The 22,594-nt window shown below is 39.2% G+C and carries 22 protein-coding genes; 8 read left to right on the top strand and 14 right to left on the bottom strand.

What is annotated here, in order from left to right; all coding sequences use genetic code 11:
• The first annotated feature begins 24 nt into the window (after nt 1-24).
• Complete coding sequence (locus tag B4U84_RS02855; protein ID WP_131115439.1) at nt 25-258, top strand: Nif11-like leader peptide family natural product precursor; 234 nt, start codon at nt 25-27, stop codon at nt 256-258.
• A 66-nt stretch (nt 259-324) separates the two neighbouring features.
• On the opposite strand, the gene B4U84_RS02850 is transcribed toward B4U84_RS02855, so the two are convergent.
• The 5 genes from B4U84_RS02850 to nfi form a co-directional block, all read right to left on the bottom strand.
• Nucleotides 325-759, bottom strand: a complete 435-nt coding sequence (locus B4U84_RS02850) for a hypothetical protein (protein ID WP_017311824.1) — start codon at nt 757-759, stop codon at nt 325-327.
• Between the two features lie 104 nt (nt 760-863).
• Complete coding sequence (locus B4U84_RS02845; RefSeq protein WP_131115437.1) at nt 864-1,598, bottom strand: GDSL-type esterase/lipase family protein; 735 nt, start codon at nt 1,596-1,598, stop codon at nt 864-866.
• Nucleotides 1,599-1,815: 217 nt separating this feature from the next.
• Nucleotides 1,816-3,822 carry an FHA domain-containing protein gene (locus B4U84_RS02840; protein ID WP_131115436.1) on the bottom strand — a complete coding sequence of 669 codons (2,007 nt, stop codon included), beginning with the start codon at nt 3,820-3,822 and terminating at the stop codon, nt 1,816-1,818.
• Between the two features lie 259 nt (nt 3,823-4,081).
• On the bottom strand, nt 4,082-4,777 hold the full coding sequence (locus B4U84_RS02835) for an FHA domain-containing protein (protein WP_131115434.1): 696 nt from the start codon (nt 4,775-4,777) through the stop codon (nt 4,082-4,084).
• A gap of 173 nt (nt 4,778-4,950) precedes the next feature.
• A complete protein-coding gene (nfi, locus tag B4U84_RS02830) occupies nt 4,951-5,616 on the bottom strand; it encodes a deoxyribonuclease V (RefSeq protein ID WP_017311820.1) in 666 nt (221 codons plus the stop codon).
• A gap of 266 nt (nt 5,617-5,882) precedes the next feature.
• Here nfi and B4U84_RS02825 point away from each other — a divergent pair, with 266 nt between their 5' ends.
• Both B4U84_RS02825 and B4U84_RS02820 read left to right on the top strand, forming a co-directional pair.
• Nucleotides 5,883-6,728, top strand: a complete 846-nt coding sequence (locus B4U84_RS02825) for a prohibitin family protein (RefSeq protein WP_131115432.1) — start codon at nt 5,883-5,885, stop codon at nt 6,726-6,728.
• A 12-nt stretch (nt 6,729-6,740) separates the two neighbouring features.
• On the top strand, nt 6,741-7,343 hold the full coding sequence (locus tag B4U84_RS02820) for a site-2 protease family protein (RefSeq protein WP_131115430.1): 603 nt from the start codon (nt 6,741-6,743) through the stop codon (nt 7,341-7,343).
• 39 nt (nt 7,344-7,382) lie between these two features.
• Here the strand turns inward: B4U84_RS02820 and B4U84_RS02815 are convergent, their stop codons facing one another.
• Genes B4U84_RS02815 through B4U84_RS02800 form a run of 4 tightly spaced genes read right to left on the bottom strand, consistent with a single transcriptional unit; the run spans nt 7,383 to nt 11,992 of the window.
• On the bottom strand, nt 7,383-8,312 hold the full coding sequence (locus B4U84_RS02815; RefSeq protein ID WP_131115428.1) for a glycosyltransferase family 2 protein: 930 nt from the start codon (nt 8,310-8,312) through the stop codon (nt 7,383-7,385).
• A gap of 36 nt (nt 8,313-8,348) precedes the next feature.
• Nucleotides 8,349-9,623, bottom strand: a complete 1,275-nt coding sequence (locus B4U84_RS02810; protein ID WP_131115426.1) for a glycosyltransferase family 2 protein — start codon at nt 9,621-9,623, stop codon at nt 8,349-8,351.
• Nucleotides 9,620-10,708, bottom strand: coding sequence for a class I SAM-dependent methyltransferase (locus B4U84_RS02805; protein WP_131115423.1), 1,089 nt, complete (start codon nt 10,706-10,708; stop codon nt 9,620-9,622). Before B4U84_RS02805 ends, B4U84_RS02810 begins: the two co-directional genes overlap by 4 nt.
• Before the next feature lie 12 nt (nt 10,709-10,720).
• Entirely contained in the window at nt 10,721-11,992 is a 1,272-nt protein-coding gene (locus tag B4U84_RS02800) for an ABC transporter ATP-binding protein (RefSeq protein WP_207390942.1), read from the bottom strand.
• 1,079 nt (nt 11,993-13,071) lie between these two features.
• Here B4U84_RS02800 and B4U84_RS02795 point away from each other — a divergent pair.
• A complete protein-coding gene (locus tag B4U84_RS02795; protein ID WP_131115421.1) occupies nt 13,072-13,308 on the top strand; it encodes a hypothetical protein in 237 nt (78 codons plus the stop codon).
• Between the two features lie 141 nt (nt 13,309-13,449).
• Here B4U84_RS02795 and ureG read toward each other — a convergent pair whose 3' ends face one another.
• Nucleotides 13,450-14,046, bottom strand: coding sequence for an urease accessory protein UreG (gene ureG, locus B4U84_RS02790; RefSeq protein WP_131115419.1), 597 nt, complete (start codon nt 14,044-14,046; stop codon nt 13,450-13,452).
• Nucleotides 14,047-14,186: 140 nt separating this feature from the next.
• On the opposite strand from ureG, the gene B4U84_RS02785 reads away from it, so the two are divergent.
• From B4U84_RS02785 to B4U84_RS02775, 3 genes are all read left to right on the top strand, one after another.
• Nucleotides 14,187-14,984, top strand: coding sequence for an inositol monophosphatase family protein (locus B4U84_RS02785; RefSeq protein ID WP_017311811.1), 798 nt, complete (start codon nt 14,187-14,189; stop codon nt 14,982-14,984).
• Nucleotides 14,985-15,154: 170 nt separating this feature from the next.
• The gene (locus B4U84_RS02780) at nt 15,155-16,099 is read left to right on the top strand and encodes a J domain-containing protein (RefSeq protein ID WP_131115417.1); all 945 of its coding nucleotides are present in this window, start codon (nt 15,155-15,157) and stop codon (nt 16,097-16,099) included.
• Nucleotides 16,099-17,310, top strand: a complete 1,212-nt coding sequence (locus B4U84_RS02775; protein ID WP_017311809.1) for an ATP phosphoribosyltransferase regulatory subunit — start codon at nt 16,099-16,101, stop codon at nt 17,308-17,310. Before B4U84_RS02780 ends, B4U84_RS02775 begins: the two co-directional genes overlap by 1 nt.
• Before the next feature lie 97 nt (nt 17,311-17,407).
• On the opposite strand, the gene B4U84_RS02770 is transcribed toward B4U84_RS02775, so the two are convergent.
• Both B4U84_RS02770 and B4U84_RS02765 read right to left on the bottom strand, forming a co-directional pair.
• Entirely contained in the window at nt 17,408-18,643 is a 1,236-nt protein-coding gene (locus tag B4U84_RS02770) for an urease accessory protein UreH domain-containing protein (RefSeq protein ID WP_131115415.1), read from the bottom strand.
• 85 nt (nt 18,644-18,728) lie between these two features.
• The gene (locus tag B4U84_RS02765; protein ID WP_242677519.1) at nt 18,729-18,914 is read right to left on the bottom strand and encodes a hypothetical protein; all 186 of its coding nucleotides are present in this window, start codon (nt 18,912-18,914) and stop codon (nt 18,729-18,731) included.
• Nucleotides 18,915-19,043: 129 nt separating this feature from the next.
• Here B4U84_RS02765 and B4U84_RS02760 point away from each other — a divergent pair, with 129 nt between their 5' ends.
• On the top strand, nt 19,044-20,129 hold the full coding sequence (locus tag B4U84_RS02760; protein ID WP_131115413.1) for a M28 family peptidase: 1,086 nt from the start codon (nt 19,044-19,046) through the stop codon (nt 20,127-20,129).
• 120 nt (nt 20,130-20,249) lie between these two features.
• On the opposite strand, the gene B4U84_RS31435 is transcribed toward B4U84_RS02760, so the two are convergent.
• Nucleotides 20,250-21,077 (bottom strand): family 1 glycosylhydrolase, encoded by an 828-nt coding sequence (locus tag B4U84_RS31435; protein ID WP_242677518.1) that lies wholly within the window; start codon nt 21,075-21,077, stop codon nt 20,250-20,252.
• Complete coding sequence (locus tag B4U84_RS02755) at nt 21,014-22,450, bottom strand: family 1 glycosylhydrolase (RefSeq protein ID WP_242677517.1); 1,437 nt, start codon at nt 22,448-22,450, stop codon at nt 21,014-21,016. Before B4U84_RS02755 ends, B4U84_RS31435 begins: the two co-directional genes overlap by 64 nt.
• Nucleotides 22,451-22,594: the final 144 nt, after the last annotated feature.

The following is a 22,594-nucleotide window of genomic DNA, read 5'->3' as shown; positions in this document are numbered from 1 at the left end:
TCCTATCATTGGAAACAAAATTTTATGTCACTAGAACAAGTAAATGCTTTTTATGAGCTTTTAAATTCAGATCAAGTCCTCTACGAGCAATATTATAATAAATGCTCTAATAAAGGTGTTTTTGGTATCTGGGATTGGGACAAAACTAAAATAGTTGATTTTGCTGCTTCTATTGGTTTCAATTTCACTGAAACTGAGTTAGATTTCGCATGGTTTGGTGAAAATTTTAGTCTTTGTGTAGGATTTAGAGGTTATTAATCAAACAAAAATAAAATTACTTTAGGGAAGTTAGTACGTTGAACTGCTTCCCTCTGTTGTCATACCTTATAGCCATTCACCTCCACGGAAACGCCACCGAGGAAATATGATTCGCATTAAGGATTGCGAAGCAATAAAAACTGCTAGCCAAACAACACTATAATGTGCAAATATCCAGAAAGGAGATAATCGTTCTTTGGGAATTAATACAGGTAAAAAGCCAAAAACTTTGATTCCACAAAGTATAAATATAAATTCCCAGATACCAGCTAATACTTGATAAAGTGCTGGCCAATCTCTATCCCAGCGTTTTTTTTGGATTTGGTCATACACTATATCCCAAACAATTCCAAATATAGCGACATATATAATGATCCAAAAATAAACTATGCCAGGGGGAGAAGCAACTAAACCCAATGCAAAGGGTATGGATACGAATATACCTACAGTTGCTAGTAATAATAATCGAGTTTGCCAGCGACCTAATAAAGTGGGAGTCATCTTTATAAAATTCAAAATTCAAAATTCAAAATTCCTGACTGGAATGCCAAGGGTGTACAAAATTCCAGACTCAAAAATCAGAAAGAATAATTTTTGATCTTATTTCAGATGTTATCTTTTTTTGAGGTTGAAAAATAGGATTTATGTTGATAAGTTGCGATCGCTTCCCAATGAGTAACATCTGCTAATAAAGCTTGATAACCTAAGGTATTGGGGTGAAGACCGTCATGACTCAGGCGTTTTGACCACCAATCCCTACCACGTTCAGTCCATTTTCGGAAGATATCAAGATAGGGAATTCCCCTTTGCAGACAAGCTATTCTAGTTGCTTCTTTGTAGTGGTGCTGATCTGTGTGATTGTAATACAAGCAATCAAGAAATGGCATTTTTGACTCATCAACAGGTGTCATACCGACAAATAATACAGGACACAGTTGCTGGGCCATTTCGAGTAAGGAAGTGATTTGTGTTTGAAAAGTTTCAAAGTCTGTATAATTGCGTCCATTGGGACGACCTAAGCGGGCTGAGTCATTGACACCGACTGAGAGAATGATTAAATCTGGAACTTGATTGCGTAGTTCACCACGATGACGAAATTCAACTTCTAATCTTTGGGCTACTTGTTGGACGCGATCGCCCCGGACACCCAAATTATAGATGATATGACCAGGACTATCAGGTGACATCCACTGTCGCCGTAGTCGTTCAACCCAGCCACCTCCTTCTGGATCACCGAATCCATATACTAAACTGTCTCCTAGTGCGACAATCTTTAAAGGTTGACTTTTAGTTGGTCGAGTAGACAGCTGCATTGAAGAAGGTGTTAAAAATAACTGCATTTGAACAAACTATATTTTATATCTTTACAGAATTCTATACATTTCTACACCATTTCAGAGTATCTGATTTTTAGGCAAATGACTATGGTCAATAGATCGGGGATTGGGGATTGGGGATTGGGTATTGGGAACCAGACTTGTTAAATAATTCCCCCCACACTTCCCACACTCCCCACACTTCCTTGTCCCCGATCCCCGATCCCCGATCCCCACAACTCTAAGGTGATTGATTAAACACCCACTTTAACCATTGTGCAAAGGAGCTGATAAAGTTGAGACGACGCACACCAGGCGCACGGGCTGCGGCTAAACCATCAACAGCACACAGACAGGCGTATTGCAAGCCGAGGAAGCTGTCAACTGCTGCGTGAGGGCCACCGAATGTGATTGCACCCGCAGCATAAAGTTTACCTTGATCATTACGCATTTCTACTAATTCAAAATCGTTGGCAACACTCAAACGTCCCACAGGATTAAGTGGTAAGTGGTTGTGTTCAACTAAATCTTGGAGTAGGGGGCTTTCTTTGACCTTGGCATCAAGACCAGTGGCATCAATAATAAAATCAACAGTAGGGAGTTGAATTTCGCCAAAATCTTTATCTTGAATATAGGCAATCAGATGGTTTTGACCATCCTGTTCGACTCTGGTGACGACTGCAAACTGAATTTTATACCAACCTTCTCTCAGCCCAACCTCTGTGATCAACTGCCAATCTAAGCGGTCTGCGGTGGTGGTTCCACCCCAGACTCGATTAGATATTAATTCTTTACGCTGTTCTGGATTGGCTTTTTCTAGGGTTTCTCGTAGTTCTCCACCCCAACAAGCTTTGGGCCAGTTAAATGGTTGCAATTCGATATGATTTTTGACGGTACGCTGAGAAGTACCATATTTATTACCTTGGGGTTTTGGCGATCGCATTAAATGCAAAATAGAAATATTCGGGTTTTTTTGACGTGCCTCATAGATGCGTTGCACAATGCGAGAAGCAACAATTCCTCGTCCTTGAATTAAGACTCTACCGCCTTGACGTTCTAGCTGTTCATAAACATGGTTGTGGTTTTCGTAAGCATTCACAACCGACTTAAAATCTTTATATCTTTCCCGATAAACTTGTAAATGGGGAAGAAATTGTAGCGCTGGATAACCAGTCGCTAAGTGTAAATAACGAGTCACGAAAAAAGCATGGTTCCCACGTCCGCGAGAATAAGCTACGCAGTATCTACCATCATTGGTTTTACGAATTGCCAAAACTCGTCCAAACTGATAAATTTTGTCCCAACCGATGCGTTTTGCTTCCCGATCAATAGAATTAAAAACATTACCTGCACGGGGAGTATAGGTTTCAGAAAAAGTAGGTTCTGCAAAAACCTTCCACAGATGTTTCATAGAATCATTGATTCTACCTTTGCCAAAGTCATGCCAAGCTTCTCGTAAAGCATAGCTAGGCCAACCCCAAATATTATCAGGACAAGAGTCAGAATTGGAACGTAATCTTTCATGTAAAGGAATTTGCGAATTCATACACAAAAGTTTGTAACGAGCATAGGGTTCTTTATCTATACCCAAAGCCACTATTTTGTCAGTTGGAACACCAGATAATCTCAGCAAATCTACCCAAATAAAACTACCTAATCCTGCCCCAACAGCTAAATAATAAGTTTCATCGACTGGCATACCCGTTGCATGAAGTGCTTGGACAGGAACAACTTCTTGCAGAAATACTGGTGGCGGAAAACTGCTGCTCAGTGGTGTTACTACTTGCGGAACTAAGGTAGGATCTGGGAGGTTGGTGTTAGGATTAAAGACAATGACCGAATTTCCACTGGGGACTGGTGGGACAGGACTAGGTGGACTTGTTAGTGTAGGTGGACTCGTTGGAATTGAAGCAGCAAAAGTTACAGAAATGACAAAAGGGCCTATTTGTACAATATCGCCACTATTGATCACGGCCTGTGTCTGGCGTTGACCATTGACGTAGATACCGTTGACACTGCCTTGGTCTGTCACCAGCAGTTGATTTTGTTCCCATTCAATTAAGGCATGGAAGCGAGAAACTTGGTCATTATTTAATACCATCCGGGCAACTGGTTGTCCCCTAAGTTCAGCAGGCATCCGGGCAAATTCTCTACCGAAAGCAACAGGTACCCTCAATTTTGGTTCTCGTCTTTCTCCTGTGACAGGATCTTGCCAAAGTAATTGAATTTCTAAAGAACCACTATTCATAATTATTTTTGTTTATAAGCAAATAAATATTTAAAGTAGTTAGTCATTTGTCATTTGTCATTGGTAGAGACGCGATAAATCGCGTCTGTACAATAGTCATTGGGCATTGGGCATTGGGCATTGGGCATTGGGCATCGGGCATTGGGCATCGGGCAACAAGTTCTTAATTTTGAATTTTGAATTTTGAATTTTGTAGACGCGTAGCGGCTTCCGCAGGTATTTTGAATTGATATGTCCTCTTTTATTTATTTACAATTCTTTAACGATTTGGTGGTACTAATACACTGTGGGCATCTTGTAAAGAATGTCCACAGTGCTGACAGCCTAATAGTAAGTGTTTATACGAGGAAAGTTTTTTACATCTGGGACATTGCAATCCATAAACCCCTTGTGGTTGTGGTTGCTGTTGTACGGGGGGTGTGACTGGATGATGGTGATGATGTGCTGCTACTTGTGGTTGTGGTGCGGGCTGATGATAATTGGGATGTACCTGTGGTTGTGGTGTGGGCTTGGGCTGGTAATAATTGGGATGTAACTGTGGTTGTGCTACAGGAATTGGGGGAGGATTTATAGCTTGTGGCTGTGGGGGAGTCAAAATTGTTGGCGGTACGGTGCTACCTCCTGGAACAGAAACTTCTGTGACTTTGAGTTGTTGTTGTCCTAGATAAATAATGCTACCTTCACTCAAAGGCATTTCACCTTGTACCAATTTCTGCCCATCTACAAGGGGAGGATTTTGTTCACGCAAATTTTTAATCAAAAAACGCTGCTGTTGGGCGTTAAAAAAGATTTCTATGTGTAAGCCTGATACCGTAGGATGACTCAAAATAATATCACACCGGACTGGATCACGACCAATACGGATAGTGCCAGGATTTTTACTTGGCTGTGTTTCGTGAATTTTCTGAGTTTTTATTTGACCTGCGTCGTGCCATTGTAAAGTTAGTGCATTCATTGTTCTCCCCCCAAAACCTATATTTTAAATACAATTCCTCCCTGTGCGATTCCTAGCATGATGAGGCAGGTGTAAGCAACTAATCAAAACATATTTAGATGAAACTTTAAAAAGTAACTTATATTGATAGTATTTTCAAACTTAATTTGTTACAAATTTGTGCAAATTTTTACCTAGCGATCGCTTGCTAATTTATCAGCAATTCGTGTAGTTTCTGGTAAACGATATTTTGGCGTACAACGTAATACGTAATCAATTGCTGTGGGTAAACTAATGCGATGTCCGCTAGAAACATATACGGGCTTGACTCCCACACGGGTTCGCAATACTGCCCCAATTATTTCATCTTTATGAATTAAGGGTTGCCAACTACCTCGTATATCTGGTAATTCTTCATGTTTCCCGATGAGCAATGATTTTGCTACACCGATACTAGGTATATCTATGATGACTCCCAGGTGACAAGCTATGCCAAATCTGCGAGGATGGGCTATTCCTTGACCATCGCATAAAATCAAATCTGGTGTAATTTTTATCTTTTCTAAAGCATCTAGGACAGCAGGTATTTCCCGAAATGAAAGGAAACCAGGGATGTAGGGAAAAGATGTTGGACGGCGGGCTATACTCGTTTCTTGTAATTTCAAATCTGGGAAACTCAGTACTGCTACTGCTGCTCTGCTAATAGTACCATCAGCTTCAAAACCCATATCGACGCCAGCAACGTATTGTACAGGTTCTTGGAGTTGATCTGAGGTGATCACCTCAGTTTGCATTTGTTCTTGGATAGCGATCGCTTCTTCTAGTGTTAGAGTCCAAGCATGACGCTGGCTAATCTTCATATCTAAATTTTATGGGTAGCAACTAACTACTACCAGGTAGAAAAGAATTGTTCCGAAATCATTACAGGAAATTGTGTATTTAAATCATGTCATTAATATTAGACAAATTTGTAACTTTTTGTTAAACCTTGGATATCAAATTTTAGTTTTAGCAGAGTAGTAGTTAGCCACGTATTAAAGTTGCGATGTTGTTGGTGAGTGATTTCGCACTTGCTCACTAAGTATTTCCCATTATTTCAATATACTTTACTGGGGATAACACAAGTATGCATAACAACAGAAGAAACATAGAAAAAAACTCTCCTCTTGCATTTTATTTGGGTGGAGGAGTGATGGTATTAATATTGGCAGTTTTTTTCCGCCCCTTTACTATTGTAAACGCCGGAGAAAGGGGTGTTGTCATGCAATTTGGCAAAGTTCAAGACAGGGTATTAGATGAAGGTATCCACCCAATTGTGCCAGTAATCACATCTGTGAGAAGACTGAATGTTCGAGTTGCTCAAAATAGTTTTAAAGCCGATGCTGCTTCTCGTGATTTGCAAAAAGTTACAACCGAACTTGCTGTAAATTGGCATATAGATCCAACACGGATAAATAAAGTTTTTCAACAAGTTGGAGATAATGAACAAATTGTTGTGGGAATTATGACTCCCGCAGTATCTGAAGTGTTGAAAGCAGCTACTGCTAAAAAAACAGCAGAAGAAATTATCACTAAAAGAACAGAATTAAAACAAGAAATTGATAATGATTTAAAAAACCGTCTTGCTGATTATGGTGTAATTGTTGATGATGTTTCTTTAGTGGATTTTGCTTTTTCTCCAGAGTTTAGTCGGGCGATTGAAGCTAAACAAATAGCTGAACAAGAAGCTAAACAAGCAGAATTTATTGCGAAACGAGCAACACAAGAAGCACAAGCAGATATTAACCGTGCAAAAGGTCAAGCAGAAGCACAAAAATTACTACGACTGACTTTAACTCCAGAGTTATTACAAAAGCAAGCAATCGAAAAATGGGATGGACATTTTCCTACAGTCATGGGTGGTAATGGCAGCTTGCCATTAATTAATATTAACCCTGCTAATTTAAACTCTCAAAAACAAGCGAATCAGTAGCTGATTTTCAGTATGTTTATCGAAACAATAATTATTAGCCCAATAGTCTTTTTGAGAGTGGTGATTATTGTCATCATCTCAATTAGTTTACATGAACTTGCTCATGGTTTAGTTGCTTTGAGTCAAGGAGATGATACTCCCCGCAAAGAAGGACACATAACTTTTAATCCTTTAGTACATATGGGTTGGGAATCAATTTTATTTTTGTGTGTAGCTGGTATTGCTTGGGGAAAAATGCCAATAAATGCATCTAAGTTTCGCTCAAAAAGATTGGGTAATATTTTAGTATCCGCAGCAGGGCCATTATGCAATTTAGGTTTGGCTTTTTTATGTATTGCAATACTAAAATTACTTGCTGATTCCACACATGCAGAGTTTTTGAGTTTTAAATTTTTTTATATAGCAGCACATATTAATTTGATGCTGTTCTTGTTTAATTTCCTACCGATTCCACCTTTGGACGGTTTCTATATATTTAGTGAAATATTCCCACGTTTAAGAGAACTAGAATATACACACTTTGGATTGTTTGCTTTAATGATGCTATTTTTGATTCCAGAATTTGGTGATGGATTAAGTGCGATCGCAGTATTTATTTTACAGATATTCTTGTAAATTTAGTTTGTAGCTTAAAATATTTACTGTAAATATTATTTACCAAGTCTTACCCAGTCTACCACGAAAACCATCAAAAGTTCCCACAATACAAGCCCATAATTTGATGAATATGGAATCTGGCTCGTAACGGATAATTCTTTCCATCATCGTCAGTAAAATTTTTATTCTGTAAGCTATTGAACGATGTAAGAATTCTTTTTGTACAATGCGGGTTTCAAAAAAAGTATGATTTCTACAAGCATAGTAATATCGGGAAGGAGAACAAAGAAAAGTACTAAATGTGTTGGTATATCTTTTAAATCTATCTTTCACTTGAGAATAATTTCCAATCCGATGTTTCATCATCGCATTTTTGACAACAATGATTTTATATTCTTGCTTGCGGAAATTCATGCAGTAAGCATAATCTACAGCATCTAAAAATAAATCTGCTCTTGGTAATTCGATACATTTGGCTGCATTGATATTAATTAAAGAACCCGATGTAATCACAGCGTCACATTGATAAAATTTTTGAATTACATCAATTCCGGGTATAGGTGCAAGCTTGTAATCTGTAAACAGACAACCGGGAAATTCTTGCTTTGTATTAATATCGAATATTGCAGGAGCAATAATTCCTATGTTTTGATTTTTGGATAAATCTTGATAATTAGTTAATAGTTTTTCTAAAACATCAGAATCAGGTTCACTATCTTGATCAAACAACCAAATAAAATCATAGCCTTTTTGGATCGCCCAACTAACAGCAATTTTTAAACCTCCAGCAACTCCAATGTTTTCAGGATGGAAATCTACAATTATATTTTCCTGAGTGTTATTGGCAATGATTTGACTGTTAGAATTATCAACTATAAATATTTTTTCAATTGGGTATGACTGTTTTGTGATGGCTGTAATAGTTTTCTGAAGTGCTTCTATTTCCTGATAAGCTGTTATGTAAGCTGCTACTCTATAGTTTTTCATTTAAGTTTAGAGTGCTAAAGCACTCACTACAAACAACTAATGAATCTCAATACCTTTCGCTAAACCTAACATCTTTTTCACTTTCAACCATTGATTTCTCAGTTTCCAAAACTTACTTGATTCCATTGCTGCAATTTGAGCATAAGCATATTGCAGTTCTTGCAGAATTAAATTATTTTGATTATGTTGAGAAGATAAGTTTAGTTCGAGATAAATTTCACTTTTAGGAAATCCAAACCACATATCTGAAGCATAATATTTGCTAGCTAAATTTTTAAATTTGTGACAAAAATATTTAGCTATATTCAGCGCATATTTGTTAGTAGTATGAATCATGGATTCTGAATGTACTCTATAGTAACTAAGTACTGTTGGGACAAGTTTACAAGAGTAGTTTGACTGAGCAATTTTTAACCAAAGATCATAGTCATCCCATCCAAACCAACCATATTCAATTAATTCTGTAGAATATCCACCTAATTGGAGTAATATATTTTTATCAAACAGAGCCATAGCATCTATATATGGCTGTTTAACTAATTTATTTACATCCCAGTCATAGCAAGAGATGCGATTAATTTCTTGTTTAGTTTGGTGATCAAATCTTTGTATTTCACCATAAACCGCAGCATATCGGGAAGATTTAATTGTTTCATAAAGAACAGATAAACAATTTGGGGAAATCCAATTATCTGCGTCTAAGATAAAAACATAGGGAGAACGAGAGAGTCTCAATCCTACGTTTCTAGCATCTGCTAAACCAGTATTAAACCACTTACTAACTAAAGAAATTGGTAATTGAGATTGTTGTAGATATTCTGCGACTAGATTAGCTGAGTTATCTGTTGAACAGTCATCAATAACTAAGACTTCAATACCTCCTGGTATGTTAGCTAAGTCTGTTTTAGCAACACTTTCTAAACATTCATAAATATATTCTGAGTAGTTGTAAAGTGTAATAATTACTGATATAGACGGTTTGTTGCACCTATTGTATGCAGAATTTGATTGCAAATTCCACGGATAATTACCCATGTCATCACATAAATTTGCGGCTTTTAAGCGAGATATATATAGTAGTCTTTTTTCGTCTATAGTTAAATTTGAGTCTTTGATTTGGACGGGTTTTGGTTCTAATTGCGTGGATTTATAAAAAAGTTTTTCATGATGAACATGATGAGAGTTGAAAATCAACTGCGGTTGTAAATATTCAGTATTTAAATTGATTTGATTTGTTAATAAGTCTGAGTGACGAGAGTCCAGTTTTTTCTGCTCTAATATTAATTGAGACTGTTCTTTTGCTTTAATCATTGCTGAGTTTCCTTTTGCAAAATAAAAGCTTTTTTGATTTGAAACCAAGCTTGACGAAGTTTCCAAAATTTACTAGTTTCCATTGCTTTGATAATGTTTTGACAATACTCCCAAGCTGTATGAGCTTGGTGTAACTGAGTTTGTGTATTTTCCCATTGGTGCTGAATTTCTTGTAACTGAGATTGAGATTGTTGCAGTTGATTTTTTGTTTGTTCTAGTTGGGTTTGAGTTTTTTCTAACTGAATTTGTTGATCTTCTAAATTAAACTGCGATCGCTTTAATTCAGCATATATTTCTTTTAGCTGATTTTGGCAATAATTATATTCTTCTGACAACTGAGAATATTGTTGATATAAACATGAATATTTACCCTCTAAACTTAATGGGAACGCTCGCAGGACAAACTGCAACGTATCAGCATCCTCATCTTCTTCAATAGTATGAATTACATTAATATCAATTTTATTTTTATCTATATAAGGTATCCAGTCTGAGCCAGAAAAAATTGGTAATTTAATTTGTTCATAAATATCAACAAAATATCCAGAACGCTCAAATAATTCTCTAACTGTTTGACGAGTAAAAAATCGTAAATGTGTATTATCTAAAATACCGAGTTCTGTATATTCAAATTTTCCTTGTAATAAAGCTAGTCGAATTGCTCCATGAGCAATATTAGGAATAGAAGCGATGACATATCCTCCTGGCTGTAATATTTGCCTAGTTTCTTCTAGTATTCTCCAGGGATTTCGCAGATGTTCTAAAATATCTCCAAATACAGCAACATCAAAAGTTTTTCCTGATAAAATATCTCTTAAATTTACAAAATCTAAATCAGCAACAATCACTTCTTCGCAGTATTCTTCAGCTATTTTCGCAGCCTTAGCATTAATTTCAATTCCAGTAACTTGACAGCCTTTACTACTTAGCAATCTCGCAAAATAACCTGTAGCGCAGCCAAAATCAATGACACGTTTATTTTCTCCTACCCAATGGAGCATTTTTTTTAAACTACTATTTTCATCTAGTTCTTCTATAGTTATATTTGGTAATAAAGGATAATCTTTTTCAGATTTAATCATCATACAAATACACTCTTATGATCTGATTGCTGGTAATTTTTGAGGTGACACCTGAACACTTATTGGCAAATCTACCCAAGCATGGATGCGCTTACCTGTATCAGGGGGAAGCACTTGGAATACCATTGCATTGTCAATCCAATCAAATGTCATTGCTGTATAGTTTTCTGCACCTGCTACAGTCAAACTATAAGAGCCTGGACGTAATGGTAAATGAAATATAAATTCTATTTTTAACTGTTCTCCTGGCTCTAATTTATCAATCGGATAATTTTCTTCAAAGGTGTTACTACCAATTAGTTCATTGCCATTTTTATCACAAATAAAAAACCCAACTATACATGCGTGTAAAGCCTCATGAACATCTATTTCAACAATTAATTTAACTTGTTCATTAAATCCTATAGTAGGTGTTTCTCCTAATTCTTCTCCCATTGAGTTAAGTAATTGAATATTTGTGATTAATGCTTTCCGATTTCCTCTGCGAATTGGCTGGGACTTTACTAAAGATTGCTGAGAAGAATCTTCCTCTTTGGTAACTATTCCTAATTCTGTTTCTGTAACCAGCTTCATGTACTTGATAATTACAGCATTAGGCGTTCCCGAAAAGTAATTTTTACCTTCATGAATCATGACTGCGGAATTACATAATGTTTTGACTGCTCCAGAATCATGAGATACAAATAATGTGGTAACTCCAGAATCCATTAAACTTCGCATCCGTCGCATACAGCGATGTTGAAAAACTATGTCCCCCACCGCTAACGCTTCATCGACAATTAAAATTTCTGGATTGACATTCACTGCTACCGCAAAAGCCAAGCGGACAAACATTCCACTAGAATAAGTTTTAACTGGTTGATCAATAAAATCTCCAATATCAGCAAAACTAGCTATTGCATCAAATTTATCTTCAATTTCTTTTTGATTTAATCCTAGTAATCGGGCATTAAAAAATACATTTTGTCTACCAGTAAATTCCGGGTTAAATCCACTACCTAATTCTAATAATGCCGATACACGGCCATTCACTATTACTTCACCTGTAGTTGGTGTCAAAGTACCAGCAATAATTTGTAGTAAGGTACTCTTACCAGAGCCATTTTTACCGACAATTCCTACAGTTTCACCTTTTGGAATTTCTAAATTAATATCTCGTAAAGCCCAAAATTCACTAGCTCTGCTTTTACCTGGTAAAAAAATTTCTTTGAGCCTATCTACAGGATGAATATAGCATTTAAAGCACTTTGAGATATTTTTTAGGGAAATTGCTATTTCTTCTCCCATATTTTTGCTGGAAATTCTGAAAAATTCCACAGCATGAAAAATCATGCTTGTGGAAGTTTGTTTGAGCCTGCGCTGCCATTTCACTGGAAAGCTTCATTACATCATAAGTAGCATCAAATTACTTGAGTTGCCATTTTGCCAAAACTGTAAATATGAAGGTTATCATTTGGAGTATAGAGATATTTGTAATAATCGCTTGAGGAGCTTCCAAATCTTGTTTGATTAGAAAATTTACAAGCTTATGCTTTCAAAAAACCATATAAATCTGTCATTACCTCAAATTTTCTGCCATTTTCGTAGAATATTTAATGACCAATAATTCCTTGATGGTACAAGTCCCCAGATTTATCTGTAAGGTCAATTCCATTTTCAAAAATCTAAAATCCTGTTAGAGGATGACAGTTTTTAGAGATGCCCATATACTTAGACACAAAAGGGCAGTTTACAAAGTGGCATATTTATAGTTCATAATGATCGATAATTCCTCTATGGTACAAGCCCTTCCCCTTAACCCCCAATTTGGGAGAATGGGGGCTGAAGATCAATCCAAAATGGGTTGACTCATGAATTACTTGCACTAGTCCAAATTCTGTGCTTTGATACAAATCACGTAAGCGGAAATACGAACCAAATTTTCTGCTTGGGTGTTCCTGAATCTTTTTTCCAACTAGGAATATAAAAATGGAAGCCCATAATCTTAGACCTACACAATAGAGGTGGAATTTTATTCCTTCTTTTTCAGTGTTCCTGGTATTCTTGGTTATGTATTAAAGACGAACAACTAATTGTGATACATCACAAACAGACTACATGAGGTCTTTCGTGCTTAGTCTGCAAGCCCTGATCACCTAAACCCTATTTTTAATACCAGGTGTACTTAGTCTAACTGCTACTTTAATATTTCACAACTTCTGCGCGTTTTCTCTGACTGTACGCACTACCTAAGTTGATGGTGTTAATTGACAATTGACAATAATTGTGATATGGGGTTAAATGCTTCAAAGAAGTAAGGCGCTAGCACATTCCTGTTCAGAGAGTCACTAACGCCCTTTGTTAAACACTTTATCGATAACTTAATCATGACACAAAATACACAATACAACGAGCCGAAGACCAGCACCCAGACAGTAGCCTATAAAAATCGCCTAAATTCCTGGGTAATTGCCCGTTTGCTACCTGATACACAGCGTCAGATTATTGCTCGCTTCCGTAGTCGCTCTGACGCCGACGGACACATGCAACGTTTACGCCAAATTTCACCGGAAGCTAATTTTATGGTTATGTTTGATTGTCAAGCAGATGAAAGTTTGAATTAAAGTTATGGAAAAGCGATCGCACTTCTTAAAATTGAGGTGCGATTGACTATTCTTTTACATGTTTTAGAGAAAAAAACAACCCTGGAAAGGGGACTGTGAGGAGTAGAGTAGAGAGATTAAGTAATAAAAAACTACTAGTTACTAACAAATATTTTTAGTCACAAATTCAATTACATCTGCTAAACCTGACTTTATTTTTAAGTTTGTGAAAATAAAGGGTTTGTCGCCGCGCATTTTTTTAGCGTCTCGTTCCATGACGCTCAAATCTGCACCAACGTAGGGAGCTAAATCAGTTTTATTAATCACTAATAAATCAGATTTGGTAATACCAGGGCCACCTTTGCGGGGAATTTTATCACCAGCAGCAACATCGATAACGTAAATTGTTAAATCTACTAATTCGGGGCTAAAAGTTGCAGCTAAATTATCGCCACCGCTTTCTAAAAATACTAAGTTTAAATCAGAAAAACGTGTTTCTAATTGTTCAACTGCTGCTAAATTCATCGAAGCATCTTCACGGATAGCAGTGTGAGGACAACCGCCAGTCTCTACACCGATAATGCGATCGCTCGTTAAAGCCTGAGAACGTACTAAAAATAGTGCATCTTCCTGTGTATAAATATCATTAGTTACCACCGCAATATGATACTTGTCACGCATCGCCTTACACAAAGCATCGACTAAAGCAGTTTTTCCTGATCCTACAGGCCCAGCAACTCCGACTCGAAAAGCATTCATAAATTTTATTGTTTTGTTTGTTAGTTGTTAATTATTAGTTACTAGTGATTAGTTACTTCGTTGTTAGTTGTTGACTCTTAACCATCGATTATGGACTAATGACAAATGACCAATGACCAATGATCAATAACTAACAACCAATGACTAATTTACAAATTTTTCTAGATATTGCCACAGAAACGGCGCTGGCTGCTGGTGCGGTTTTGCAAAGTTACTTGGGTAAGGTAGAAGACGCAATTACTGAAAAAGGACGTCCTGGGGACTTAGTGACTGTTGCGGATAAAGCTTCCGAAGAAGTTATTTTACAAGCTTTAGATCGTCACTTTCCTGATCATGCCATTCTCACAGAAGAATCGGGGAAACTGGGAAATCAAGACAATGAATTTCTTTGGGCGATCGATCCTTTAGATGGTACAACAAACTTTGCTCATCAATACCCATTTTTTGCTGTTTCCATTGGATTACTGATCAATGGTGTTCCCCAAGTAGGGGTTATTTATGATCCTTTTCACGATGAACTATTTCGTGCAGCTCAAGATATGGGTGCAACCCGTAACCGTCGTCCAATCAAAGTTTCGGACACTTCTGAATTAAGTAAGAGTCTACTGGTGACGGGATTTGCTTACGATCGCCGTGAAACTTCTGATAACAACTACGCAGAATTTTGTCATCTTACCCATCTTACCCAAGGAGTACGACGCAGTGGTTCAGCATCCTTGGATTTAGCTCATGTTGCTTGTGGACGTTTGGATGGTTACTGGGAAAGAGGTCTTTCTCCTTGGGATATAGCAGCAGGCATAATTATAGTGCGTGAAGCTGGGGGGGAAGTCACTGCTTACGATCGCACTCCTGTAAAAATTGAGTCAGGTAGAATTTTGGCAACAAATGGACATCTTCACCAAAGTCTAAGTCAAGAACTTCAGCAAGTTAGATCTTAGGGGAAAGGGGATCGGGGATCGGGGATCGGGGATAAGGGGGAAAGGGGATTGGGGATCGCAAGGGGGACAATCCAAAATCCAAAATTCAAAATGGTATAACTCTTGCGGGTAAGCTTAACTCAGAAGATAAACTAGTAAGAATCACATAATTATTGGTATAAAACTGCTCTATGTCTTTCAAAATAGACCAAGGACTGTTTAAATATGATTTCATAGATTACCACGCAATTCTAAGTGTGCCAATTAATGCAGATATAAAAGAGATCCGCAAACGTTATTTGAAAATAGCTCGGCGTCTGCACCCGGATAGTTCTTCTGTATCTGGTGAAATGGAAAAACAGCTAGCAAGCAATTTGTTGTCAAAGTTAGTTAATCCTGCTTACGAAAAACTTTCTAGAGAAAAAAAATATACAGAGTATGTTCTTGTTCTGTCGCAAATGGGTAAGCGTTTATTACAAGAATCTGCTAGTTTGGAACTCACTACCGATGTAGCAAAACAGCTAGTAAATGCGCCCAATGTAGAACATGCTTATAAAGTTGCGATCGCCAAAATTGCTGAAACTCAATATGACTGTTTAGAGCGAGCGGTGCAAATTATTGGTTTAGTCAGCGAGTTAAACTTGGTTTATTTAATGCGGAATGCTGGTAAATCTATCGCTACACCGCCATCACAACCTGCGCCACCGACAATAAACAAAGCCACTGCAACCTCTTTACCCCAATCTGAATCACCCAAGGAAGATTCAGTCGTAGTTCTTCAATATATCCGTCGTTCTCAAGACTTAATTGCCAAAAATCAACTTACCCAAGCAGAAGTAGAATTACGAGATGCTCTCAAGCTTGAGCCAAATAATAGTCATTGCCATAGCTTGATCGGGATGGTCTATTTAAGGCAAAATCGAACCACGATGGCAAAAGTTCATATTGACCGCGCCTTGCAATTAGACCCCAAAAACGAAACAGCGTTGGAGGGGAAACGCAAAATTGAACAAATATCGGGTCAAAAACCCGGTGGCGCAAAAGCTGCGGCGACTTCATCTGCTGCGGCTAAACAACCAGATAAATCTGGAGGTGGCGGTCTTTTTGGTGGTTTGTTTGGTGGGAAGAAAAAATAATGGTGTATCAACCACCGGCGGGAGCTAGGGATCTCTTACCCCTTGATGTGGCTCAGAAACGCTGGATCGAAGATAGGCTACAGCAGGTATTTCACCGTTGGGGATACCACAGAATTATCACCTCAACCCTAGAGCGGATAGATACGCTGATGGCGGGGGGTGCGATTCAACGCTCAACTGTGATTCAATTGCAAAATGCCGAAAACGAAGAATTGGGGTTACGTCCCGAACTGACAGCTTCAATTGCTCGTACAGCCGTCACTCGCATGGCGGGTGTTACCTATCCCCAGCGTTTGTATTACAATACCAATGTTTTCCAGCGCTCCTCGGATTATCGGCGCAATCAACCGCAGGAATTTTATCAGGCTGGAGTAGAGTTATTAGGTGCTGGTGGCTTACTTGCTGATGCAGAAGTGGTGCTTTTGCTGGCAGATTGTTTGCAAGCACTCTCAATTAACCACTGGCATTTAATTTTAGGCGAAGCTGGAATTACCCAATCGTTGTTACAGGTATTTCCCGCTAATGTACGTAACAAAGTCCGTTATGCGATCGCTCATCTTGACCGAATTGCGATCGATAATCTACCTCTAACTGAAGAATTACGCTCCCGCGCCAGAGTTATCTTGGATTTGCGTGGAAACAGTGGTGATGTTTTACAAAAAGTTAGTAGCCTGGATCTGGATGCTTCCCAGCAAGAAGCGGTGAACAACCTCAAATCTTTGGTCGAGTTATTAGAAAATCGCTCAAAGTTCCCATTAATTTTGGATTTGAGCCTGATTCAAACTTTTGACTACTATACTGGCATTTCTTTTGAGGTAGTAAGTGATACCGGAATTGGAGCAAGAGTATTAGGGCGTGGTGGTCGTTATGACCAATTATTAGGACAGTATCATCCCCAAGGGAATAATATTCCGGGTATTGGTTTTGCTTTCTTTATTGAAGATTTATACCAAGCCCTTGATTATTCTCAGCAATTACCGCAAACAACACCAGCTAGTAATTGGTTAGTCGTCGCAGAAAATGATTATGCATATGATGCGGCTTTTGCTTATGCTGAAAAACTCCGTAATTCTACTCATTTAGTGCGTGTAGAAATGGATTTGGGGGGACAAGACACCGAAGCAATTCGCCAATATGCACGCGATCGCTCCATCGCTCAGATTGCTTGGGTGAAAGCTGATGGCTCAACAACAATTGAGTCGAATCATTAAATCTTTTGCAAGAGTTTGAGTAAAGGGTAAAGGGTTTTTAAGTTTCTTTCATTTTGGCAAGTTTTTCCGAAACTTTACCCTTCAACTGAATTAAATTTTAAATAATCTGGTTCTTTTGTGATTCAATACGGTTTGATTTATTCGGAGGTACATAAAATTTTTCTAACGATAATATTGACCAGAATAATTTGGTTCTGACTAGCAATACAGTCAGAGTAATTATTCCCAATAGTATTGTTGTGAATTTATTTTCCAAGTAATGGGAACCAATCATGACGATATGCATGGTAGTCAAGAATAAAGCTGGTAAACTTAATAAATGAATCTGTCGCCAGCGTTTACCTAAAGACTTTTGCAGCGAATCGAAACTTGTCAAAGCAGCAGGAGTCATCAAAACTAAGGCTACAGCACCCGCAGTCATTCCCCATTGAAAATCAGGCGGTAAGAACCAAAAAGCATCAATATTCCATTGCAGCGAGTGTTCCATCATGTGGACAGCGTGGACAACAGCAAGTACAAAAGCGCCTACCCCCAAAGCACGACGGTAACGCAAAGGTGTTGCCCATAAGTTACTAATCGGACGAGCAACCAGTGCTAGCATCAACAATATCAGTGCTGCATGTCCGGTGTAATCTGCCATTGTGTCACCAGTCCGCAGCAGTGTCAGCACACCAATGATAAGAGTTACCCAGCCACCCAAACGAAACAATTGACTGCGTCTGTCTTTACTTAATACAGATGTAGACACACCTACACCCAACATCATTGGGAAAGTTCCCAAGCCAAAAGCCAGCATTGTTGCTGCACCCATCCATAAATTACCAGTTTCCGCAGCTTTAATTTGGGCAACGTATAAAAAACCACAAGGCATTAAACCCCAAGTCATACCCAAAACTGCTGGTGTCCACCATTTATTTTGTAGCGAAAGTTTGACCATTGCACTGCTCAAACGGTTGTGCAAACTTTTTTGTAATAAAGGGTGTAACACTGGTATACGCGGTAATAAATCGGGTTTGATGTGTCCTAACCCAAACCAAATCAACATCACACCAGTTAAGATAGCAACCCACTGGCGTAATTGACTACCAACTCCTGCCATTTGACCACTGGCAAGTAATACAGAACCTAATACCCCAATTCCCGCACCAACTAGGGTATAACTCAGCATCCGCCCTAAATTTAGCAGGGTGTGAAATTTGATTTGTTGTCGCCAGTTAGCAGTTTCTTGTTGATGAGAAAGAGAAAAAGCCACTGCTAAAGGGCCACACATTCCTAAGCAATGTCCAAAACTTCCCAAGAATCCTAAAGTTATGAGTAGCCACAAATCGAGCATGTTAACTTAGCTGTGTTTCTTGAGAGACTTTAAGCTAAGTTTGTACGTCTGTCAAAAGACAAACTGTCAAATTTAAAGTTGGAGGCTATACGGGCTTGCGTGCTGCGAGAATCAAAAACAGTGGAATACGCTTTCGCCGCTCGTAGGTTTGCACGTCGTGAAAATGTTCGCGTTGCGGACGCGCTTCACGCAGATCCTCAATCATAAATCCAGCTTGATTGAGGAGATGGAAATAGTCTTCAACCGTGAAGTTTGGACCTGCTTGTTCCATAGGTGCTGTTCCTCCGCAGTACGCACGATGGTCTCATCGGCATATTAGCAAATCAACAATGAGTACAGGTTAGTACCGGAGCGATCAAACTATGTATAACATTAAGTCAAAAAAGCACGGATGCATCCCATGAAAAAATGGATTTGGTTGCTGTTGGTGGTAATAGTAGCATTTGCAGCGGTAGGTAGTAGCGGCTTTTGGCGACAGCAGCAACAACCAGCTGTGATCGAAACAGTAAAATTAGACGCGCAAACTACTCCACCTCAGTCTTCAAGAAAAATACCAATCGCTCCCCAACCTCCTCAAGTTTCGAAACAAAAGCTATTTACCCACATTCAAAACTTAAATTTTAAACGCTATACTAATGCAGAGCGATCGCGTACCCGCACTTACATAATTTCTCAACTGAAAAAATTTGGCTGGAAACCCCAGCTACAAAATTTCTCTGAAGGTATTAACGTTTTCGCCCAACGTCAAGGAACTGACAAAACAGCAAAAGCAATTTTAGTAGGGGCGCATTACGATACCGTTGCTGTTTCCCCTGGTGCTGATGATAATGCTAGTGGTGTGGCTGTGGTGCTGGAAATTGCTCGTTTACTTGGTTCTCGTCCCACACCCCGAACTTTGCAACTAGCATTTTTCGACAAAGAAGAAGCCGGATTATTAGGAAGTCAAGCTTTTACAGCAAAACCAGCCAATCTCAAAAACTTGGATGGTGTAATTATCTTAGATATGGTTGGTTACGCTTGCTACACTGCTGATTGTCAAAAATACCCTGCAAATTTACCAATAACCCCACCCAGCAACAAAGGAGATTTTCTCGCGGTAGTAGGCGATACAGAAAATTTACCGTTGTTGCAGGCTTTTGAACGTTCTAATTCAGACATCGTAAAGAAAGAGAACACGGGAATACGGAGAAAGACAGATGTGGAGAATTCCTCAATTAATCTCTCTGCATCAACTACTCTACCACCTATATTTACTTTGCCAGTTCCTCTCAAAGGCTTACTCACTCCAGATACCCTACGCAGCGATCATGCTCCTTTCTGGTTGCAAGGGGTGGGTGCTGTCTTGGTGACAGATACAGCTAATCTCCGTAGTTCCCACTACCATCAACCAAGTGATCTTCCTTCTAATATTGAACGTTCGTTTTTTACATCAGCCGCGCAGGCTGTTGTCAATGCTACTAATTTTTTGTTGGCAGATGGAACTTAGCCCTGCAATAAATTGCGGGCTAATAGCTAAAGTCTGCTAAAGCAGACTAGTACTCTGTCACACTAACAATGCTTGGAAAAGTAACGTAGACGTGACATCGGCTTGCCGCAGCACATGAATTTACACACTGCGCTTCTCAATAATCTCTCGATACGTAGCCGCCGCTTGAGTTGGTATGCGCTTTAACTCCCAATCTGTGTCTAAGTCTATGTGATACAGTCCAAAGTCGCTGGCTGAGTTGAACTTCAAACCCCACTCACGATTTGAGGTCAGACTCCAGCAGACATAACCTATGACTTTGACACCTTCGTTACAAGCGCGTTGCACTTGCTGGATGTGCTGACGCAGGTACTCTTCGCGCTTCACACCATCTGCGACATCAACGCAACCATTTTCAGCGATCAAGATTTCTTTGTCTGGGAATAGTTTGGCGTGGAATTTGAGCATATCGTAAAGTACACCAGACCAAACGGGTGCATTATTATACCGTCCGAAAGCAGCATCCATCAATTGTTTAACGCGGTGAATCTGTAAATTGCTAGTACCCCAGTAATAGTCAAAACCGACAAAATCCTGTTGACCGATGCATTCTTTAGGACAGAGGAATTCTGGTAATTTTCCTGCCATACCGAGGTGCCACCAGTTACTCGTTAAGGATGTTGACAAGATGCTGAAAATCTTCTGCACCGGGTCAAAGATGCTAACAAGAGAACGCAACAGGGGTAAACGTTGTTCAGATTTGACTGGGCGAAACTGGACTTTAGTGCGATCGCCAAAAATTTGTTCTGCGACTGTCCGCGCCAAATCTATTTCCAAACCGCTAAATTCACCTGTTTTTGGGTCACGATAGCCAAAACCGGGGACATTATCTTTAACTGCAACAATCAAATAACCCCGATCTTGAATGCGACGTAACGCCGTTCCTGGTTTAGCAAGGGAATTCCCCACCTCCCCGCGTCTTCTACTCTATCTTTACCAGTAATATCCCCTAAAGTCGAACGTCTACCTATTTTCGGTGGTTCTGGTATCGATTGACCAGGGAAATGCTCGTGAAGGCTTTGTGACCAAGCACCAGATTCTTTGAAGCGCCGCACTGCTTGATCTACAGCATTGAGTAAAAAGCGATCGCCTTTTACCACAGCAGCAGCATAGGGTTCTTCTGTCAATCTATGATTAACAATTCGATACTGTTCTGGATGCTGCTGGATAACTCCTAACAAAATGGCATCGTCAGCCAAAATTGCACTGACTTGATCATAGTCCAAGGCTCTCAGGGCATCTTCATAATCTGGCAACACCTCGACATCGGTGTTAGGTAGCATTGCGTAGATATTAGTTTCAGCAGTAGTACTTTTGATAACTGCTACTTTTTTCCCAGCGAAATCACTTAGTTGTTGAAATTGACTACGGGACTTAACCAATAAAACTTCACCTGCTAGATAATAAACCTCGGAAAATGCTACTTGTTCTTCTCGTTCTTGGCTCACGGTAAGCGTAGCAATCACTACATCTACCTGTCCTTTTTCTAGTAAAGCTCGTTCGGTAAAGCGTTTACCTTGAGATATTAAATCTTCTTTGCTGCGAAGACGGGTGACGTTGTAATCCGCAATTTTTTGCAACCACAGAGGTAAACCTAGCAACATCGGGTTGACTCCGACCTGAGCATCTGGGTTAAATTGCTTGAGAACGGCTCTACCTCTAGTATGAGCAATGAACAAATTCCGCATCAAATCACCTACTGCTGACATTTGTTCTGACATAGAAGCACCACGAGATAGCCCAGGAGGCATAAAATAAGCTCGTTCCCACCAAGGTTTGACGTAACCGTAAATTAATTGACTAGGTTCATTAAAAGTAACCCAGTAGCGAGCTAAATTACCTAAACGTTTAGCAACTTCTGTGGCATAACTGGCATAAATCGTGGGAAAATCCTTAGCTATCAAACCACCCCGTTTTTCCACATGTAACGGATGAGTGAAGTGGTGTAGGGTGACAATAGGTTCCATACCATGGGAACGGATAGTTTCAATGACTTGGCGGTAGTGGTCAAAAGCTGAATCGCTAAATTTTCCTGGTTCCGGTTCTAACCGCGACCAAGCAAGAGAAAAACGGAACATCTTGCAACCAAGAGATTTAGCAAGCGCAATATCTTCAGCATAGCGGTTCCAAAAATCTGTAGCCTGACCCCGTAGCGTCATCGCACGACGACGTTCCCAAACATCGCGAATGTCTTCAAAGTTAGCATCATAAGCTTCACATTGGTGGTCAGCAGAAGCAACACCAAACATAAATGATTCTGGAAATGGTGTCAGAGCGCTCATTTTCAAATCTCCTTTTTTTAGTTGTTATGGAAATTCGGGATTGGGGATCGGGGATCGGGGATCGGGGATCGGGGATTGGGGATCGGGGATCGGGGATCGGGGATCGGGGAGTGTGCGGAGTGTGCGGAGTGTGGGAAGAATAAC

The organism is Westiellopsis prolifica IICB1 (genome assembly GCF_004323185.1).
Lineage (GTDB): Bacteria > Cyanobacteriota > Cyanobacteriia > Cyanobacteriales > Nostocaceae > Pelatocladus > Pelatocladus prolificus_A.
The sequence above is the reverse complement of the archived record's forward strand: the minus strand, read 5'-3'. Positions and strand labels throughout refer to the sequence as shown.

Excerpts from the sequence above, each read along its gene's own strand:
- B4U84_RS02760 (WP_131115413.1), top strand. The coding sequence starts at position 19,044 with ATGAAAAAATGGATTTGGTTGCTGTTGGTGGTAATAGTAGCATTTGCA.
- B4U84_RS02850 (WP_017311824.1), bottom strand. The coding sequence starts at position 759 with ATGACTCCCACTTTATTAGGTCGCTGGCAAACTCGATTATTATTACTA.
- B4U84_RS02770 (WP_131115415.1), bottom strand. The coding sequence starts at position 18,643 with ATGCTCGATTTGTGGCTACTCATAACTTTAGGATTCTTGGGAAGTTTT.
- nfi (WP_017311820.1), bottom strand. The coding sequence starts at position 5,616 with ATGAAGATTAGCCAGCGTCATGCTTGGACTCTAACACTAGAAGAAGCG.
- B4U84_RS02775 (WP_017311809.1), top strand. The coding sequence starts at position 16,099 with ATGGTGTATCAACCACCGGCGGGAGCTAGGGATCTCTTACCCCTTGAT.
- B4U84_RS02825 (WP_131115432.1), top strand. The coding sequence starts at position 5,883 with ATGCATAACAACAGAAGAAACATAGAAAAAAACTCTCCTCTTGCATTT.
- B4U84_RS02855 (WP_131115439.1), top strand. The coding sequence starts at position 25 with ATGTCACTAGAACAAGTAAATGCTTTTTATGAGCTTTTAAATTCAGAT.
- B4U84_RS02835 (WP_131115434.1), bottom strand. The coding sequence starts at position 4,777 with ATGAATGCACTAACTTTACAATGGCACGACGCAGGTCAAATAAAAACT.
- B4U84_RS02765 (WP_242677519.1), bottom strand. The coding sequence starts at position 18,914 with ATGGAACAAGCAGGTCCAAACTTCACGGTTGAAGACTATTTCCATCTC.
- B4U84_RS02785 (WP_017311811.1), top strand. The coding sequence starts at position 14,187 with ATGACTAATTTACAAATTTTTCTAGATATTGCCACAGAAACGGCGCTG.
- B4U84_RS02755 (WP_242677517.1), bottom strand. The coding sequence starts at position 22,450 with ATGAGCGCTCTGACACCATTTCCAGAATCATTTATGTTTGGTGTTGCT.
- B4U84_RS02810 (WP_131115426.1), bottom strand. The coding sequence starts at position 9,623 with ATGATTAAAGCAAAAGAACAGTCTCAATTAATATTAGAGCAGAAAAAA.
- B4U84_RS02800 (WP_207390942.1), bottom strand. The coding sequence starts at position 11,992 with ATGGGAGAAGAAATAGCAATTTCCCTAAAAAATATCTCAAAGTGCTTT.
- B4U84_RS02815 (WP_131115428.1), bottom strand. The coding sequence starts at position 8,312 with ATGAAAAACTATAGAGTAGCAGCTTACATAACAGCTTATCAGGAAATA.
- B4U84_RS02780 (WP_131115417.1), top strand. The coding sequence starts at position 15,155 with ATGTCTTTCAAAATAGACCAAGGACTGTTTAAATATGATTTCATAGAT.
- B4U84_RS02805 (WP_131115423.1), bottom strand. The coding sequence starts at position 10,708 with ATGATGATTAAATCTGAAAAAGATTATCCTTTATTACCAAATATAACT.
- ureG (WP_131115419.1), bottom strand. The coding sequence starts at position 14,046 with ATGAATGCTTTTCGAGTCGGAGTTGCTGGGCCTGTAGGATCAGGAAAA.
- B4U84_RS02820 (WP_131115430.1), top strand. The coding sequence starts at position 6,741 with ATGTTTATCGAAACAATAATTATTAGCCCAATAGTCTTTTTGAGAGTG.
- B4U84_RS02840 (WP_131115436.1), bottom strand. The coding sequence starts at position 3,822 with ATGAATAGTGGTTCTTTAGAAATTCAATTACTTTGGCAAGATCCTGTC.
- B4U84_RS02795 (WP_131115421.1), top strand. The coding sequence starts at position 13,072 with ATGACACAAAATACACAATACAACGAGCCGAAGACCAGCACCCAGACA.
- B4U84_RS02845 (WP_131115437.1), bottom strand. The coding sequence starts at position 1,598 with ATGCAGTTATTTTTAACACCTTCTTCAATGCAGCTGTCTACTCGACCA.